This window comes from Sporosarcina sp. P34 (assembly GCF_002743375.1).
Lineage (GTDB): Bacteria > Bacillota > Bacilli > Bacillales_A > Planococcaceae > Sporosarcina.
The window spans coordinates 606149-622341 of record NZ_PDZC01000001.1; the positions used below are offsets into that span (position 1 = coordinate 606149).

General features: G+C 41.6%; 16 protein-coding genes and 4 pseudogenes. 16 read left to right on the top strand and 4 right to left on the bottom strand.

Translation table 11 applies throughout. From position 1 onward, the window contains the following. The first annotated feature begins 101 nt into the window (after positions 1-101). The gene (locus CSV63_RS03200; RefSeq protein ID WP_099694523.1) at positions 102-533 is read left to right on the top strand and encodes a DUF1801 domain-containing protein; all 432 of its coding nucleotides are present in this window, start codon (positions 102-104) and stop codon (positions 531-533) included. Positions 534-714: 181 nt separating this feature from the next. On the opposite strand, the gene CSV63_RS03205 is transcribed toward CSV63_RS03200, so the two are convergent. The 3 genes from CSV63_RS03205 to CSV63_RS03215 form a co-directional block, all read right to left on the bottom strand. Then, positions 715-879, bottom strand: coding sequence for an aspartyl-phosphate phosphatase Spo0E family protein (locus tag CSV63_RS03205; RefSeq protein WP_099694524.1), 165 nt, complete (start codon positions 877-879; stop codon positions 715-717). A 438-nt stretch (positions 880-1317) separates the two neighbouring features. Then, positions 1318-2583 (bottom strand): ATP-binding protein, encoded by a 1266-nt coding sequence (locus CSV63_RS03210; protein ID WP_099694525.1) that lies wholly within the window; start codon positions 2581-2583, stop codon positions 1318-1320. Positions 2584-2641: 58 nt separating this feature from the next. Beyond that, positions 2642-3037 carry a rhodanese-like domain-containing protein gene (locus tag CSV63_RS03215; RefSeq protein ID WP_099694526.1) on the bottom strand — a complete coding sequence of 132 codons (396 nt, stop codon included), beginning with the start codon at positions 3035-3037 and terminating at the stop codon, positions 2642-2644. Positions 3038-3167: 130 nt separating this feature from the next. Between CSV63_RS03215 and CSV63_RS03220 the strand changes: the two genes are divergently transcribed. The 7 genes and pseudogenes from CSV63_RS03220 to CSV63_RS03250 all read left to right on the top strand — a co-directional run bounded on the left by CSV63_RS03220 (position 3168) and on the right by CSV63_RS03250 (position 10274). Further along, positions 3168-4001, top strand: a complete 834-nt coding sequence (locus CSV63_RS03220) for a lipoate--protein ligase family protein (RefSeq protein WP_099694527.1) — start codon at positions 3168-3170, stop codon at positions 3999-4001. Positions 4002-4164: 163 nt separating this feature from the next. After that, positions 4165-4962 (top strand): annotated as a pseudogene (locus tag CSV63_RS03225) (ribonucleotide reductase N-terminal alpha domain-containing protein); the annotation flags it as partial. A gap of 328 nt (positions 4963-5290) precedes the next feature. Beyond that, a pseudogene (locus tag CSV63_RS03230) lies at positions 5291-5929 on the top strand (vitamin B12-dependent ribonucleotide reductase); the annotation flags it as partial. A 191-nt stretch (positions 5930-6120) separates the two neighbouring features. Next, positions 6121-7056, top strand: coding sequence for a restriction endonuclease (locus CSV63_RS03235; protein WP_099694529.1), 936 nt, complete (start codon positions 6121-6123; stop codon positions 7054-7056). Positions 7057-7114: 58 nt separating this feature from the next. Beyond that, positions 7115-7630 (top strand): annotated as a pseudogene (locus CSV63_RS03240) (vitamin B12-dependent ribonucleotide reductase); the annotation flags it as partial. A 381-nt stretch (positions 7631-8011) separates the two neighbouring features. Continuing rightward, positions 8012-8614, top strand: a pseudogene (locus CSV63_RS03245) (vitamin B12-dependent ribonucleotide reductase); the annotation flags it as partial. A gap of 235 nt (positions 8615-8849) precedes the next feature. Continuing rightward, a complete protein-coding gene (locus CSV63_RS03250) occupies positions 8850-10274 on the top strand; it encodes a carbon starvation CstA family protein (RefSeq protein ID WP_099694530.1) in 1425 nt (474 codons plus the stop codon). 119 nt (positions 10275-10393) lie between these two features. Here CSV63_RS03250 and CSV63_RS03255 read toward each other — a convergent pair whose 3' ends face one another. Then, positions 10394-11383: a DUF1385 domain-containing protein gene (locus CSV63_RS03255; RefSeq protein WP_099694531.1), complete on the bottom strand. Its 990-nt coding sequence runs from the start codon at positions 11381-11383 to the stop codon at positions 10394-10396. 122 nt (positions 11384-11505) lie between these two features. Between CSV63_RS03255 and CSV63_RS03260 the strand changes: the two genes are divergently transcribed. From CSV63_RS03260 to CSV63_RS16425, 8 genes are all read left to right on the top strand, one after another. Further along, positions 11506-11931, top strand: a complete 426-nt coding sequence (locus CSV63_RS03260; RefSeq protein WP_099694532.1) for a hypothetical protein — start codon at positions 11506-11508, stop codon at positions 11929-11931. A 70-nt stretch (positions 11932-12001) separates the two neighbouring features. Continuing rightward, positions 12002-12448 (top strand): type II 3-dehydroquinate dehydratase, encoded by a 447-nt coding sequence (gene aroQ, locus CSV63_RS03265; RefSeq protein ID WP_099694533.1) that lies wholly within the window; start codon positions 12002-12004, stop codon positions 12446-12448. Beyond that, on the top strand, positions 12445-13503 hold the full coding sequence (locus tag CSV63_RS03270; RefSeq protein WP_099694534.1) for a M24 family metallopeptidase: 1059 nt from the start codon (positions 12445-12447) through the stop codon (positions 13501-13503). Before aroQ ends, CSV63_RS03270 begins: the two co-directional genes overlap by 4 nt. Before the next feature lie 24 nt (positions 13504-13527). Continuing rightward, entirely contained in the window at positions 13528-14085 is a 558-nt protein-coding gene (efp, locus tag CSV63_RS03275; RefSeq protein ID WP_099694535.1) for an elongation factor P, read from the top strand. Positions 14086-14439: 354 nt separating this feature from the next. Beyond that, positions 14440-14649 carry a hypothetical protein gene (locus CSV63_RS03280; RefSeq protein WP_029054553.1) on the top strand — a complete coding sequence of 70 codons (210 nt, stop codon included), beginning with the start codon at positions 14440-14442 and terminating at the stop codon, positions 14647-14649. A 36-nt stretch (positions 14650-14685) separates the two neighbouring features. Next, on the top strand, positions 14686-15027 hold the full coding sequence (locus tag CSV63_RS03285; RefSeq protein ID WP_158231588.1) for a stage III sporulation AC/AD family protein: 342 nt from the start codon (positions 14686-14688) through the stop codon (positions 15025-15027). Between the two features lie 35 nt (positions 15028-15062). Then, a complete protein-coding gene (locus tag CSV63_RS03290; protein WP_158232006.1) occupies positions 15063-15962 on the top strand; it encodes a stage III sporulation protein AE in 900 nt (299 codons plus the stop codon). Between the two features lie 9 nt (positions 15963-15971). After that, complete coding sequence (locus CSV63_RS16425) at positions 15972-16139, top strand: hypothetical protein (RefSeq protein ID WP_158233903.1); 168 nt, start codon at positions 15972-15974, stop codon at positions 16137-16139. Positions 16140-16193: the final 54 nt, after the last annotated feature.

The following is a 16193-nucleotide window of genomic DNA, read 5'->3' on the forward strand; positions in this document are numbered from 1 at the left end:
TGTTTTATAAATAAAACTATTTGGGGAATGAATATGAAGGGAAGACTGACTTTTCCGTTACGTCAATAATGCAAACAAAATAGTTGAATGGGGTGTAGGTAATGTACGAATTAAAAACAAAAGAAACCGACAGAAGTGTTATGGAATTTATTGAGGAAATTGGTCAACCTAAAAAGCGTGAAGATGCTTTTAAATTAGTAGATATCTTCACCGAAACGACGGGGTATCCAGCGAAAATGTGGGGACCTAGTATTATAGGGTTTGGAAAATATCATTACTCATATAGTTCGGGGCACGAAGGGGATGCGCCAATCGTAGGTTTTTCACCACGAAAAGCCAAAATCAGTTTATATGTAACGCTTGGAAGTGAACAGCGAGAAAAATTATTAAAAGATTTCGGGAAATATACAACAGGTAAATCCTGTATATACATCAACAAAGTCGCGGATATTGAAATAGAGATATTAAAGAAATTACTAAAACAATCTATTTCATATATTCACGAAATCTATCCAAATCAAGAAACGCTGTAGAGTGGAATGTTTGTAATAGATAGCCAGTGCACTACATATGGACTAAAGAAAAGTAATGAATATCGAATGTAATTGAAGTCTTGAATGATAAAGTGTAGGCAATACAAAAAGACAGTTCCAAAACGGGAACTGTCTTTTTTGCTTGGAACGATTATTGATACTATGTATGGAACTTCAATAGTTATGAATAAATTCCTTGTACTCTGTTCAATAGGCTATCCAGTCGCTGGCTACTTCTTACAACGCTTGGATGGGTGATTCCCAAGAATTCGGCTTTCTTGTACATGATCATTCTTTTTAGTTCAATTCTAAACATGAGTAGTTTTTTTTCAATAGATTTATTCATTTTCTTCCTCCGTACTATATATTACGCTTCAAGTCATGTGGCGATTATCTAGTTCGTCGTAGAAGCAACTTACTTAGCATATATAAAGCGAAATGAAAAGTATGTCGCATTTTGACTGACTTCTATATTGATTTCAAATTATGACGGAAATGTGTATGTTGATTGATAATTCAAGCATTATAGGCGGGATAAAACACCCTTAAATCGACACGACTGTTGTTTAGTGTATACATCACTGTGAATAATTGAAGCTTACTAGTATATACTTGTGATCATATGGGACTACAACATTCACAAACCATTGCGGTCTAGGAAAGTACTGCGTATTTTCGTATGGAGATCAGAATCTGGAACTAGACTGAGTGACACTGCGTAAAAATATTCATAACCAAGAACAAGAGGTTGTCTTGATCAAGTCAAGGCAACCTCTTGTTCGTCTTAATAACCTATTGTTGAATCGGTTTCCCAGTCATGTCGAGTAGCTTGTCGATGCTGTTTCTGTAACTGGCGGATTCGTTCTTCATATTGAATGTTCTTCTCATAATGGTAAGTAAGCGCGATCGACATATATAATTCATTCAACTGTGATACTGAAAGGCCTTTTGTCTGCTTCGCTATTTCTTCAATTTGTTCTTCTGAAAGTATCTTTTTGCGATCCAGTTTTTCCATGTATAGCTTTCGGACTTCTCGTGTCGGAGATTTGATTTCATATGTGCTATCAAATCGGCCAGCACGGTTGATGAGGGCAGGGTCAATGCGTTCAGGGTAATTGGTCGTACCGATGATGAATAGGCCGTCACGGACATGTACGCCATCTAGAATGTTCAGGAATGTACTTCTCATATGTTCGGGCATGGAGTCCATATCTTCAATGACGAGGATGGCGGGTGCTAGACGTTCGACTGTAGTGAACACTTCTTGTACGGAATGACTTCCTGTGAATTCCGTGATTTGCCAGTAGACGACAGGTGCGTCAGTTGTTCCGGTGATGGAACGCACAAGCGTCGTTTTGCCGTTACCTGGAGATCCGTACAGCAAGATCCCTCTTTTATATGGCAGTCCGTATTCTTTAAAGAAAGCCCCACCGTCTCGGAAGAATTCATCAATAGAACGAAATAGATCATTCTTCAAATGTTCATCGAGCAGGACGTCACTGCGCTCGATTTGTGTGCCAGCGCCATACGTCTTTTTTTCCATACCTTCTTCCGTATCCACTAAATACGTAATATTCGTTTTCATCGCTTCTCGTTGGAGTTGATTCAGCACTTCGATGAAATCTTTGACGTGACTGGCAGATGGCGCAAATACTGTATGCTCTGACCAAGTGGAGCCTGTTGCGACATAATAGCTAATATTGGCGATGGCGATTTGATGTTCTGGGAAGAATAGCAACTGGTTGTCAATAGTTTCAGCGCCTTGTAGTGAAAATGCATCAGTTGATACGTCTTGCTGAATTTTTTGTGTCGGCAATGTGGCGTAGATATGACTAAGTGATTCGTAAGGCAGTTGTTTGCGATGAATCAATTCAGGAAGCATCGTTTCTGTGTAAGAAGAGAATTCATCGACTTGGATGATTTGCCAATCGGCAGGTGAACGTTGTTGAAGTGTGTCAAGAATCGCTTCAATAACGACACCGTAATAGTGATAATGTGTCAATTTTTCGTATTGTGCCGAGTGAAGTGGAATTAAAAAAGATGGTTTCATTACTAGAACACACTCCCTATAAATAAGTAGATCCCCCTTTTAAGGAGGATCTATACTGTTATTTTGTTTTAATTTTACCTGACCACTGTTTAAATCCACCGCGTAGCTGATAGATTTCTGTACAACCTTTTTTCTTCAAGAATAGCGCTGCACGGCCTGTACGGCTAGTGTTTTGGTCATAAAGATAAACGGGTTTATCAGGGCGGATTTCCTTATAGCGCTGTGAGAACTGTGTAAATGGAATGTTACGCGCACCTAAAATATGTCCAGCCTCGAAATCTTTTGGTTCACGCACATCGATCAATTGTGCTTTGCGATACCCTTTAATAAACTCTTCTTGTGTCAGACTGGTCAATGCCTTTCCGACCCGTATGTATGTTATAACGAAATACAAAATGACCGCGAGCACGGCTGCTCCCAAAATATAATAACTCAAAAAAACTTCCCCCTTCATCAATATCTCTATTATAAAGATTATCTGGCATCAGTTCAATCCTAATGATAAAATGAAATGCGTTATTGTTTTTTTCATTGACGATTTCCTATACTATAGGTGGAGTATAAAACACGAAGGAGAATAGATTATGACAAAAGCCGTGTGGCATTATGTAGACTCTGGGAAATGTAGTCCTTCCTTCAATATGGCGCTAGACGAAGCACTGCTTGACTTACATAGCCGAGGTGAAATCGGACCGGTTCTGCGTTTTTATGAGTGGGAACCCGCTACATTATCGATTGGGTACTTCCAGCGCATTGAAAAAGATATTGATATGGAAAAAGTGAAAGAACTTGGGCTTGGATTTGTCCGAAGACCAACAGGAGGACGTGGTGTCCTGCATGAACATGAGCTTACATACAGTGTGATTGTTAGTGAAAAATACCCGAATATGCCGGAAACGGTGACAGAAGCATACCGTGTGATTTCTGGCGGATTGTTGCAAGGATTTCGTAATCTAGGGCTTCAGGCAGAATTCTCGATTCCAGATCAAGAGATTACAGCGCAATTACGTAGTCCAAAGAGCGGTGTTTGTTTTGATGCACCAAGCTGGTATGAACTCGTCGTCGAAGGTAAAAAGGTTGCCGGCAGTGCCCAAACACGTCAAAAAGGCGTGATTTTGCAACATGGGGCAATTTTGATGAGCTTAGACGTCGATAAATTGACATCTATTTTTACCTATTCATCGCCCGCTTTGAAGGAACGCGTACGTAGAACGTTGCCAGATCGCGCTATTGCGATTGACCGATTGACGGACCGGGAGATTTCAATAGAGGAATGTAAACAGGCCTTTTCTAAGGGATTTGAAGCGTCGCTCGACATTTCCTTGGAACCACTTGAATTAACACCGGAACAGCTTGCTTTGGTCCATCAAATTGAAAAAGAGAAATATGCCAATGATGACTGGAATTTCAAAAAATGAAATTGGTACTTTGGTTTTATTTTTTTGTCGAAATGTCGTAATATCAACGATTTTATGTTTTTGAAAAATACATGGCGATTGATATACTATTCAATATGTAGTAGATTATTTAATAAGCTAAACACTATATATAGTGTTTGGAGCGTTATGAGGAGGATGTTATATGGTTACGATGTCAAAACAAGGCGAACCAGTGCTCGATAAGCAACAGCTGAATGAGGATATTGCGAATTTTCCTCAAGTTCACCCAGTTACCGAGGATATGAAGCTGACTCACAGCGGAGTATCACGTCTAGTAATGATCGATCGGTATTCATTTAAAGATATGGAAAAGAAGTCATTAAAAGAAGGCGATTTTGTCGTTCTTACGGTGAGAGAAGATCCAAAGTTCCCCGCTCGTGGGTTAGGTTATATTACAAAACTTGATAAAGCGAACGGAAAAGCGGAGATCTGGATCGAGCCAGAATATCGTTCATCGATCGATGATCTGGATGAGCAACAAAAAGGAATCATTACACGTCCTCTTGACGTGATTGAGAAGCCGCTGGAAGTGTTCTACGAGCAGATTGCAAAACGTAATGCGACTGGGCTTGCATCTGTCGAAAAGACGGAAGAGAGAAGAACGCAGTCGTATAACATGTTCTATGATCAGTTGAAGGCATTGAACTTCATTCCAGCTGGTCGCGTGCTGTATGGTGCAGGATCAGATACGGATGTCACGTTCTTTAACTGTTATGTGATGCCATTTGTACCCGATTCCCGTGAAGGAATTTCCGATCACCGCAAACAAGTGATGGAGATTATGAGTCGTGGTGGCGGTGTAGGAACGAACGGTTCAACATTGCGTCCACGCAACACATTGGCGCGCGGTGTCAACGGTAAGTCATCTGGATCGGTTTCATGGCTGGATGATATTGCGAAGTTGACTCATTTGGTTGAGCAAGGCGGATCAAGACGTGGTAAAGAGAAGTGCCTCGTCTATAAAAAAAACCTCGTGAATTGCTGGAAACTCTTATGACTTGTTGGCTACAACGTGACTGGAAACAGTGGGCGTGAATGCTTGAAAACAACAAGTGGTGAAAGACAATCAGCAGCCAAGCCTCTAAGACGAATGTTATGAGGAAGGTTCAACGACCATCGAAAGCATGCGAACAGCAGAAGCGAGTAGAGTAGGGTTCAAGCGAACTCGAAGTGCGAGGACACCACTATAAGGTGTAAGATATGGTCTGAACTCTATGGTGACATAGAGAGTTGATATAGCGCATCAACGTAACATAATGGCTCAAATGATCATGTTATCAAACTGGCACCCGGACATTTATGAATTTATCATCTCCAAAATGCAAAATCCGCGAATTTTGCGTTATTTGATCGAAAACACAGAAGACGAAATGATCAAGAAGCTGGCAGATGAGAAACTGAATTTCAAACCTTTGACAGCACAAGAAGAAGCGATGTATCAAGGCATCACGAACTATAAACAAATCCCGGGTCAAGGCGGTTTTAACGCAGCGATTATCCGTGACGCTGAGCTGAAGCTTCAGGATGGCGGAACGTACACTGTTCATAATCCAGAATTCCTGACGGGAGCGAATATTTCTGTAACATTAACGGATGACTTCATGAAAGCGGTAGAAGAAGACGCAGATTACGACTTACGTTTCCCGGCAGTCGAAAATTATTCTCCTGAACAGATGAAGTATTATAATGAACAATGGCATGAAGTTGGCGATGTACGCGAATGGGAACGTCTAGGTCACGAAGTTCGTGTGTACCGTACGATCAAAGCCCGCGCACTATGGGATTTAATTAATATCTGTGCCACGTATTCAGCGGAACCAGGCATTTTCTTCATTGATAATGCAAATGACGACACGAATGCGAAAGCGTACGGACAGCAAGTTGTAGCGACGAATCCGTGTGGTGAAGTTCGCCTCACGTTAAAAATTGCGGGATGAAGCGGGAAAGCTGAGATGCCAATCCGAACCGAAGGCTAGAAGTAAAATTTTAGTCAGGGGCAACGCATACCTGGTGATCCTGATTGATATTGATCAGACTATAATCCAGGCACGAGACCGCAACACTGTGTAATTATTTTTCAAAAAGGGTGATATTAAAGTTGAACAGAGGATATGCAGGTTTTTATAAAGGTTTTTATTTAAGAAGCTCTTATGAGTATGCCTATGCTGTCTATCTTGATCAATTTAATATCTCTTGGAGCTTCGAAACTCAGGTTTTTGAAGTGAATGGAAAGATTTATAAACCAGATTTTTTCTTTTATGATAAAAATGGAAAACTAGAGAAAATAGTCGAAATTAAATCTCGAAATAAAAAAGAGATTGAATTGGCAAAGGAAAAATTGAATTATATTGAGGTTCAATATCAAGTAAAAACAGAATTATTTTCTTATAAAGAGTTACTGAAGATTTATGAGGATATGCCGATATCTTTAAATTCAGTCATCGAACAATGGATTAACTCAGATAACACTTCCATCCATAAAGCCGCTTCGGGTATTTTGAATGCTCATTATGGATTAAAACATACTGAGGAAACAAAAAAGAGGATAGGAAAACATACCAAGATGCTTTGGAATGGAGATACTCCTGCTAAGAAAAAGATGATTGAAGGATTACGTAAATCTGGTTTATCTCAAAAAGGGAAAATTAAAACTGAACGCGAAAAAAGATATTGTGCCCTATGTTTCGGTGAATTTATTGTTATGGTTACTTCTAAGCAAATTTATTGTTGTCAACAATGCTCAGGTCAATCAGCTATTCGCATAGCAACTGATGCATATGTTGAAAGAAGAACTACTGTGCATCGTAATATTAAGCACTATATAATTCAATGGACCAAAGAGAATAGTGAAATTGTTCTATTAACGCCTTTCAATAAAATAAATTCGACTATTAAACCCTTAACCGACGAGATTTATTCTCGATTTGGAGTTAAAGATATGAGGGTCATCTCAAAGGCTGTTTTTGGTGAAGATAAAGGAAGAAAAGAATTACTAAGGTTTATGAAGAAAATATGCAGTGAAAATGTATGCTGAACTTACAGGAAGACAACTGTAAGAACTAGAGGATAAAAAGCCTTTAGGATAACAACTGGAACAACCACTTGCACCATATTCTGTCTGTAATTTAGCTGCTGTCAATCTTGCTGAGATGGCAGACAAAAATACGAAGACGGTTAACTTTGAAAAGTTGAAAGAGACGGTACGGACTGGTGTGCGTATGCAAGATAACGTCATCGATGCTACACCGTACTTCCTTGAAGAAAATAAAGTACAAGCTCTTGGTGAACGCCGTGTAGGTCTTGGTGTGATGGGGCTTGCTGATCTTCACATCTACTGTGAAAAAGAATACGGCTCGCCTGAAGGAAATCAATTAGTGGATGAAGTATTTGAAGCAATTGCGACAACTGCTTACCGCGAATCGATTGAATTGGCGAAAGAAAAAGGAAGTTTCCCGTTCCTAATTGGTCAAACGGATGAAGAAACGAAAGCATTACGTCATGCTTTCATTAATTCTGGCTTTATGAAGCGCATGCCGGAAGATATCCGCGAAGCGATTGTGGAACATGGAATTCGTAATTCACATCTCCTAACTGTTGCTCCAACGGGTAAATGAATTGCCCCCGATGCAAGTAATTGCATCGTGAACATCTGGCTATATGCGGGAAACTCTGAGAATCCTTTTGTACCTGTAACTTGCCATTACGCTTAAGGTAAAAATCAAAAGGTGCAGACAATCCGCAGGGAAGTCATGGCTGACCCCTCAACGACTACACGCCGGACAACCGAATTATCCATCACAATCTCTTTGAAAGAAGTGAATTGCTTTGGAGAAAAAATGTTTAAATTGCTCAGTCATTCTGGTGAAAATCATCCTAGCAAGTTTAAACAAAAATTATAATCGGTTGATGATATAGTCTGACCCATATGGCGACATATGGAGCGGGTACTGATAACCCCGCCCTCCTGAATAAGGGGAGTAACAAAAGTGAGTACTGGAACAATGGTAGGAGTTTCAACTGGGTTAGAACCTTATTTCTCATTCACATATTACCGCAGCGGACGCTTAGGGAAATTTATCGAAGTAAAAGCAGCGATTGTAGAAGAGTATTTACAGGCTAATCCTGAGGCAGATCCGAATAACTTGCCAGACTGGTTTATTTCTTCAATGGAATTAGCACCAGAAGCGCATGCGGATGTGCAATGTATTATTCAGCGCTGGATCGACAGCTCGATCTCTAAAACTGTTAACGCACCACGCGGCTATACAGTGGAACAAGTCGAGAGTGTGTACGAGAGATTGTATAAAGGCGGGGCGAAGGGCGGCACAGTATACGTCGACGGTAGCCGTGACGCACAAGTACTAACTCTAAAAGCGGAAGATAATATTCCGGATACAGAAGAAGTAGTCGAAGTGACCGATCAGCCGAAAGTCGTGCTCGTTAATACGATTCAGGCATTACGTTCTACAAACGTCACAATCGGTTCAGAAGTGGGCGACACATGCCCGGTTTGCCGACAAGGTACAGTAGAAGAAATTGGTGGATGTAACACGTGTACCAATTGCCAAGCACAGTTGAAGTGTGGTTTATAATTCAATAGTAGACAAAACCCCGAATGCTCTTATGCATTCGGGGTTTTGTGCGTTCATAGGCAAGGGTTAACAGCCTTCTCTTGGAAGTAAATATCATATTCAAAATAAAGGTTAAGTTATTTCAAAAATCTATGTTGATATAATTTTCAAACTATTATATAATAAGTTGAAAATTGTTTGATATTCTAAATATCTATCAGACAAATACATAAAAAGACGAGAGAGAAGGGGTTTCATGCTGACATTTTTATCATCCATCGTCTTATTAATCATTGGTTACCTAACGTATTCGAAAGTAGTCGAAAAGGTATTTGTGATTGATGATGCTAGGAAAACGCCTGCCTATACACAGGCTGATGGGATGGATTACGTGCCAATGAGTTGGTGGAAGGGCTGGTTGATCCAATTACTGAACATCGCAGGCTTAGGCCCAATATTCGGGGCAATTGCAGGCGCGTTATATGGACCCGTCGCATTCCTTTGGATTGTATTTGGTAGTATTTTTGCAGGAGCTGTCCATGATTACTTTTCCGGCATGTTATCTCTAAAACATGGCGGTGCACAATTCCCTAAAATTGTAGGAGAGTATTTGGGTGATTTCGCCAGACGTTTCATCAATGTGATTTCAATTGTGTTAATGGTTCTTGTGGCGGCTGCCTTCACTGCGGGGCCAGCGCAACTGATTTCATCCATTACACCGCTGTCATTTATCGTGTCACTACTAATTATATTTGGTTACTTCGTGTTGGCGGCTATTTTGCCGATCAATAAAATTATAGGTCGTTTATACCCGGTGTTTGGAGTAGTGTTGATCGTGATGGCAGTTGGAATCGGTGGCGCGTTATTATTTGGTCCCGAAAAAATCCCGAATTTAACTTTGCAGAACTTACATCCTGGAGAGTTGCCAATTTGGCCATTGCTGATGGTAACGATTTCTTGTGGAGCGATCTCTGGTTTTCACTGTACGCAAAGTCCAATTGTTTCTAGAACGATGAAAAAGGAGTCGGAAGGCCGGAAAGTGTTTTATGGTGCAATGATTGCGGAAGGTATCATCGCAATGGTGTGGGCTGCGGCAGGTATGACATTCTTTGGAGGTACGGCAGGATTGCAAGGGGCCTTGGCTGCAGGTGGTCCGGCAGGTGCAGTAAACGAAATTTCGAGCACATTACTAGGTTCGTTCGGTGGAATGTTGGCTATTTTAGGTGTGATTATCTTGCCGATTACAACGGGTGATACAGCTCTTCGTTCAGCGCGTATGATTTTCACGGAAGCGACATCCAAGTGGTTGAATCCCAATAAAAAGTGGGTGGTCTTGGCTAGTACATTACTATTGGGTGTACCGATGTTCTATCTATCCACAATCGACTATTCATTCTTGTGGCGGTATGTTGGCGGCACGAATCAACTGGTAGCAGCCATCATGCTTTGGACCGCAACCTCTTATTTAATCAGAGAAAAGCGAGCGCATTGGATTGCAGGAATTCCAGCACTGTTCATGACTGCTGTCGTCGTGACGTACTGGATGTATGCTCCTGAAGGTCTACATCTAGACTACGCTGTATCTGTAGGTACAGGAATTGCAGTTTCAGGTGCGATCGGTATGTTTTACATACTGAAAGTCATTCAATCGAAACAAGTCCCAGTTATCGTGAGTGAATAATAGAAAGAAAGGGCCTTTAGCGAATGTGCTAAGGGCCCTTTTTACGTGCGTGCAAATTTTTGTGGAAAAATAAGAGCCTCAAACGTGTAGAAAATACAGTTGAGGCTCTTTGTTTGATCTCATGAAAGAAGAGGTTTTGGCTCATTCTCTTCTTCGGTTTCTGCTGCAATTTGGGGATTCAACACACCTACTCCATGTTCTTCCACTTCCAATAATTTTTCGAAAGAAGCAATGGCAACTTCTACTTGCTTGTCGTCTGGCTCTTTTGTGGTTAATAATTGCAACCAAAGTCCAGGGTATCCTAGATAACGAAGTACTGGTACGTTGCGCACCGCATTCGTCAACTGTAATACTTCAAATGATATGCCGAGCACTACTGGAATTAATAAAATCCGATTGAGGACGCGCAACCAAAGTGGATCGGTTGGAACTAAGAAGTAGATAAACATTCCAACGATAACCGTGAACAAAATGAAACTGCTACCGCATCGATAATGCAATCGGGATTGCGATTGTACGTTTTCTACTGTCATTTCCATATTATTTTCGTAGTTATTGATGACTTTATGCTCTGCCCCGTGATATTGGAAAACCCGCTTGATTAGCGGTGTCATAGAAATCAACCCAATATACGTCAGTAACAAGAATAGTTTAAAGAAGCTTTCGATCATAATTTGTGCCGTTTTGCTAGGTGCCACGGATTGAAATAACTCCGCTAAGAAAACGGGTACAAGTGTAAAGACGAACTTACCAAAAATAAACGACAACACGCCGACTGCCGCCACTCCAAGCATCATAACTAGTTTCGACGTCTCTTCTTCTTTTGCCTGTTCCTCTTCTTCGCCAGGCATCACATCGTAGCGGTCACTCGCAAAAGTCAAATGCTTAGAACCATTACCAGCCGATTCGATCAGCGCGACAATACCGCGAATTAAAGGAATTTTTTTTAATTTGGTGCGTATAGGATGTGATTCTCTCGGTACATGGTAGTACTCGATCGTATCATCTTTACGGCGAATGGCTGTCACCGTATCCTTCTTTCCACCGAACATTACACCTTCTATAAGTGCTTGACCTCCGTATGCTGGAGGAGTTTTCTGTTGGCTCATAACATACCCACACTTTCTGTCGTAAGAAACGATATTCCCATTGTACTAAAAAAAGTGAAATTGCACCATTGTGAGGTTTAAAAAGTTGTAAATTGCCCGACACTGCAATGGGAGGTATTGTCATGAAAATTACATCAACACATGTATGGACAGCTATTGTGGCTGCGGTACTATCTATCATTTCACTGAAATTCCTAAAAGTTTTCAAATTTATAAAATGGTCACCAATAGGCTGGACAAAAAAACTTCATATGCTTACGACTTTTCCTGGATGGTTGAAGTGGGTGATATTGGGGGTCATCTGCTTCTTGCTATTTTTTATCCTGTACTTTATTGCACGTCTGACGATTAAAATTCCACCCACTGTATCTTCATTGATCGTCACAATTATTATGATTTTCTTCATTGAATGGATGATCCACGTCAAAGCGGATTTGACCATGACGCAATTCATTAAAAAAATATCGATACCATTTGCTTGTTTGTTTGCGATGATCTTCCGTTTCGTCATCGGAACATCTGTCTACATGAAAAAAACCATAGGCTAGAACAGTATTAGTATGTCCTGCTCCCTCATTGTGCTAAAATAGGAAAGAAAAATGAGTGGGAGGGGATTTAATGGAACTGTTACTCTTAAATGGTCCAAACTTGAACCGATTGGGCAAAAGAGAACCGGATATCTACGGGGCGGAGACACTTGCAGATATTGAAAGCCGCATTCAGCGTCTAGCGGATGAATCAGACGTCAAGCTCGCGTGTTTTCAGTCCAATATAGAAGGTGAGCTCATCAATAAGATTCACGATGCCGGGGATCGAGAAATTGATGGCATCATCTTCAATCCGGGCGCATTTACACACTATAGCATTGCGCTTCGTGACGCAATCGCCTCTATTTCCGTGCCGGTAATTGAAGTCCATATCTCAAATATACATACTCGTGAAGAGTTCCGACACACGTCTGTTATTGCGCCTGTTGCAGCAGGGCAATTGTGCGGTTTTGGAACAGCGGGCTACGATCTTGCCTTCCAAGCGTTTTTGTTAAAACGAGAGGAGAGACCGTCTTGAAAATAGAGCAATTAAGGAACTTACTAAAAGAACAGCAACTTGATGCATTAGTCATCACAAATCCGTATAACCGTCGCTATATGACAAACTTCACGGGATCTGCCGGGACTGCAATTGTTTCACAAGATGATGCAGTATTCATTACAGACTTCCGTTATATCGAGCAAGCCAATGACCAACTAACAGGCTATCGCATTGTCCAGCATACGGGCGCGATGATCCAAGAAGTTGCGAATCAAGTAAAAGAAATGAAGATTGATACACTAGGCTTCGAAAAAGAGGATCTCAGCTACAGTCAGTTTGAGGTGTATGACGAAAATATAAAGGCAAAACTAGTGCCTGTCGCAGGTTTAATAGAGCAATTACGTTTAATTAAGACACCGGAAGAAATCGAAGTGTTGAAGCAAGCGGCAGCCATCGCGGACGCGGCATTCGTTTATATTTGTTCGGTCATCCAAGCCGGTAAAACGGAGCTAGAAATCGCCAATGAATTGGAGTTTTTCATGCGCAAACAAGGTGCGACTTCCTCCTCGTTTGACATAATTGTTGCTTCTGGTGAAAGAGGGGCTTTACCACATGGGGTAGCATCTGATAAAGTGATTGAGACAGGTGATTTAGTTACAATGGATTACGGTGCCCTCTATAATGGGTATATCTCGGATATTACGAGAACCGTTGCGATCGGTGAGCCTTCTGCTAAACTTCGTGAAATCTATGAAGTCACGTTACGTGCCCAAGAACTGGGTGTGGAACAAATTAAGCCCGGCATGACAGGTATCGAAGCCGACGCAATTACACGCGACTATATCAAGTCCAAAGGGTATGGAGAGGCATTTGGTCATTCAACCGGTCATGGGATCGGCATGGAAGTTCACGAAGCTCCAGCCTTATCATTCCGTTCTAATACGGTGCTTGTACCGAATATGGCGGTTACCGTTGAACCAGGAATCTATCTTCCTGGTGTAGGTGGCGTGCGGATTGAAGATGATATACTAATTACAGAAACAGGTAATGAACGTTTGACAAAGTCTACTAAAGAACTGCTTATTTTATAATCGGTTAAAAATGGAGGAATACGAATGATTTCAGTAAACGAATTTCGTACAGGATTAACAATTGAAGTTGATGGTGACATTTGGCGCGTAATGGACTTCCAACACGTAAAGCCAGGTAAAGGTGCAGCGTTTGTTCGTTCGAAGCTACGTAATCTTCGCTCGGGGAATGTAAACGAAAAGACATTCCGTGCGGGAGAAAAAGTAGAAAAAGCACAGATCGATAACCGTAAAATGCAGTATTTATATGCTGACGGTGATATGCACGTATTCATGGATAACGAATCTTACGAGCAGATCGAACTATCTGAAAAACAACTTGAATATGAACTGAAGTTCTTGAAAGAGAATATGGAAGTTCACGTCATCACGTATAAAGAAGAAGTGCTTGGCGTTGAATTACCAATAACCGTTACGCTTGAAGTAGCTGAAACAGAGCCTGGAATCAAAGGCGACACAGCGAGTGGCGGTTCGAAGCCAGCTAAGATGGAAACAGGCCTTGTCGTACAAGTACCATTCTTCGTTAACCAAGGTGATATGTTGGTCATCAACACAGAAGAAGCGGAATACGTTTCCCGCGCATAAGTAAATACTTATTCAAGATGTCCCAGTGATGGGGCATCTTTTTTGTCGTGGAAATGCGTTCGAATACCACCTCACCTTCAATGAGAAACAATAAGTGACTCCCACTTAAAAATTAGAGATTGGAGGGGCAGGCGGCTCCCGATGGCTCACCGCGGGTCCCTGGGAAAGCGTCCGTCTAGAGCGAGAGCCGTCACGAAGAACGGCTTTTACGAGCATATCTTTGAACTGCAAATCACTACCCCGACAAAAACTCCACCTGATCTTTTCAATCCGCAAATGTCCCTTATACATTTATACTTTTGCATATCTAAGAAGCCTACCTCATAGAGTGGACTATGGAGGAGGCGTAGCGGGATGGAACTGAATGACTTATTGCGCATCGCCGGCGTTGGGTTGGTGATTGGGGTACTTCACGTGTTCTTCGAGCAAACGGGCAAGAAAGAGTTCTCATTTTTCCTATTTTTCTTAGCGTATCTGTATATCTCGATCGAGTTGCTGATGTTCCTTAGAATATTCTTTACGGAGATCACAGAATTCTTTAGCTGGCTATCCATGGCGATGTAAATGGCGATTCTCTTTCAATTATTTGTCGTGTATCTCTTGCTGCTTCTGCTTTCGTTTGCCGCGCCTGCCTTGCATCCCATTCTTTATACCACGCTATTCTTACTGGTTACCGTGTATGTATTATTCACGGTCCTGGTACCTTTTGGATCGACATTGTTAGCGTTGACGGAAAAGTTACCGTCGCCTTATGCGACGCTACTAGTGGTGAGTGCAGGTCTGTATTATGTGGCGGAAGTTCTGTCGCTTCAGATGAAAGATGAGGGGTACGGGGCATTCGGGCAGTTGTTTCAGACCAGCATGAAAGTAGTCATTATGACATTGTGGCTGCCATATATCACGCAATTGATCGAGACAATTCACGCGTTCATTCCCTGGTGAACGAATCCTAACAATAATGAATGGACGAGACCACTATGTTGAATATTCTGCAGGAAAGTATCGCGGGTATCATCGGACCATTTTTCTTGTTGCTCATCATGTTGCTCATTGCTTCTCTTGTCGATTTCTTTCTCCCGGCGTTTCAAAAGTGGACGAGGTTTCTGTTGCTCATCCTCATTTTAGTATTGCTGATTGAGCCAGCCAAGGAAAGTTTTGAACAGATCCAAGTTATTACGCATACGATTGCTTCATTATTCCTTGGGATGTATCCATTAATTGCTGCGATGATTTTGGCTTCTGGTGCAACGTTTGGCGTTTTGAATTTCCAACCCGCTATGTTGTTATTTGCGCAAGGGGCTGTCGTTTTTGCAGACAAGTTCCTGTTGCCGGTGTTATTAACGGCGCTGTTGTTCGATATTTTCACGCGATTGGTACCGGAAATTGCCTTCACGCGAATGGCGGATTTATTGCGTACGTCATTGCTTGCATTTGTTTCCGCCATGGTGGCAGCGTATTCCATTTTTATTACAGCGGGTGGTGCGCTGTCTTGGACGATGAATGGCGCTATGAATGAGCCGTTGAAAGAGCTGATCAAGAATAACATTCCTGTCATCGGTTCATTGTTGACGGATACGCTCGGATCCATCGGACGTTATTCTTCCGGTGCCACGGCTTATATGAGTATTTGGCTGCTCGTATCGATCTGGACGATTGCGCTATTGCCAGCAGTTAGAATTCTATGTATTGCCTTTATGTTTAGATGGACAGCGGCAATCATCGAACCATTTTCGCAAAAGGAAGTGTGCGGTTTACTAGATGATATCGGTCGTACGTTGTTTGTTTTATGCGCCATTTCATTTTTGCTGACATTCGCTTTCATCTACACAACGATTTTCATTGTGACGTTCATTAAACTGATGACGTTCGGGAAATGAGGCGGATGTATGGAAGTATTTTTAATAGGACTCGCCAACTTGGTAGTCATTGCGCTTCTTATTCAGTTACTGGCGAGCCGTGAAATGGAAAGACTGTTTATTCCATTGTGTAAAGTGGCCATCGGTATTTGGATTTTGCAATATATTCTACAATTCGCAAGTCATAAGTTACTGTGACGCTACATATTATGCAAATGTAGAATGCATTTTAGTTAATTCACGTTGAGTTGG

What these genes read in the sequence shown, in the direction of transcription:
- CSV63_RS03205 (WP_099694524.1), bottom strand. Translation starts at nt 879, where the DNA reads ATGAATAAATCTATTGAAAAAAAACTACTCATGTTTAGAATTGAACTA.
- CSV63_RS03220 (WP_099694527.1), top strand. Translation starts at nt 3,168, where the DNA reads ATGACAAAAGCCGTGTGGCATTATGTAGACTCTGGGAAATGTAGTCCT.
- efp (WP_099694535.1), top strand. Translation starts at nt 13,528, where the DNA reads ATGATTTCAGTAAACGAATTTCGTACAGGATTAACAATTGAAGTTGAT.
- CSV63_RS03260 (WP_099694532.1), top strand. Translation starts at nt 11,506, where the DNA reads ATGAAAATTACATCAACACATGTATGGACAGCTATTGTGGCTGCGGTA.
- CSV63_RS03200 (WP_099694523.1), top strand. Translation starts at nt 102, where the DNA reads ATGTACGAATTAAAAACAAAAGAAACCGACAGAAGTGTTATGGAATTT.
- aroQ (WP_099694533.1), top strand. Translation starts at nt 12,002, where the DNA reads ATGGAACTGTTACTCTTAAATGGTCCAAACTTGAACCGATTGGGCAAA.
- CSV63_RS03255 (WP_099694531.1), bottom strand. Translation starts at nt 11,383, where the DNA reads ATGAGCCAACAGAAAACTCCTCCAGCATACGGAGGTCAAGCACTTATA.
- CSV63_RS03290 (WP_158232006.1), top strand. Translation starts at nt 15,063, where the DNA reads ATGTTGAATATTCTGCAGGAAAGTATCGCGGGTATCATCGGACCATTT.
- CSV63_RS03215 (WP_099694526.1), bottom strand. Translation starts at nt 3,037, where the DNA reads ATGAAGGGGGAAGTTTTTTTGAGTTATTATATTTTGGGAGCAGCCGTG.
- CSV63_RS03250 (WP_099694530.1), top strand. Translation starts at nt 8,850, where the DNA reads ATGCTGACATTTTTATCATCCATCGTCTTATTAATCATTGGTTACCTA.
- CSV63_RS16425 (WP_158233903.1), top strand. Translation starts at nt 15,972, where the DNA reads ATGGAAGTATTTTTAATAGGACTCGCCAACTTGGTAGTCATTGCGCTT.
- CSV63_RS03210 (WP_099694525.1), bottom strand. Translation starts at nt 2,583, where the DNA reads ATGAAACCATCTTTTTTAATTCCACTTCACTCGGCACAATACGAAAAA.
- CSV63_RS03280 (WP_029054553.1), top strand. Translation starts at nt 14,440, where the DNA reads ATGGAACTGAATGACTTATTGCGCATCGCCGGCGTTGGGTTGGTGATT.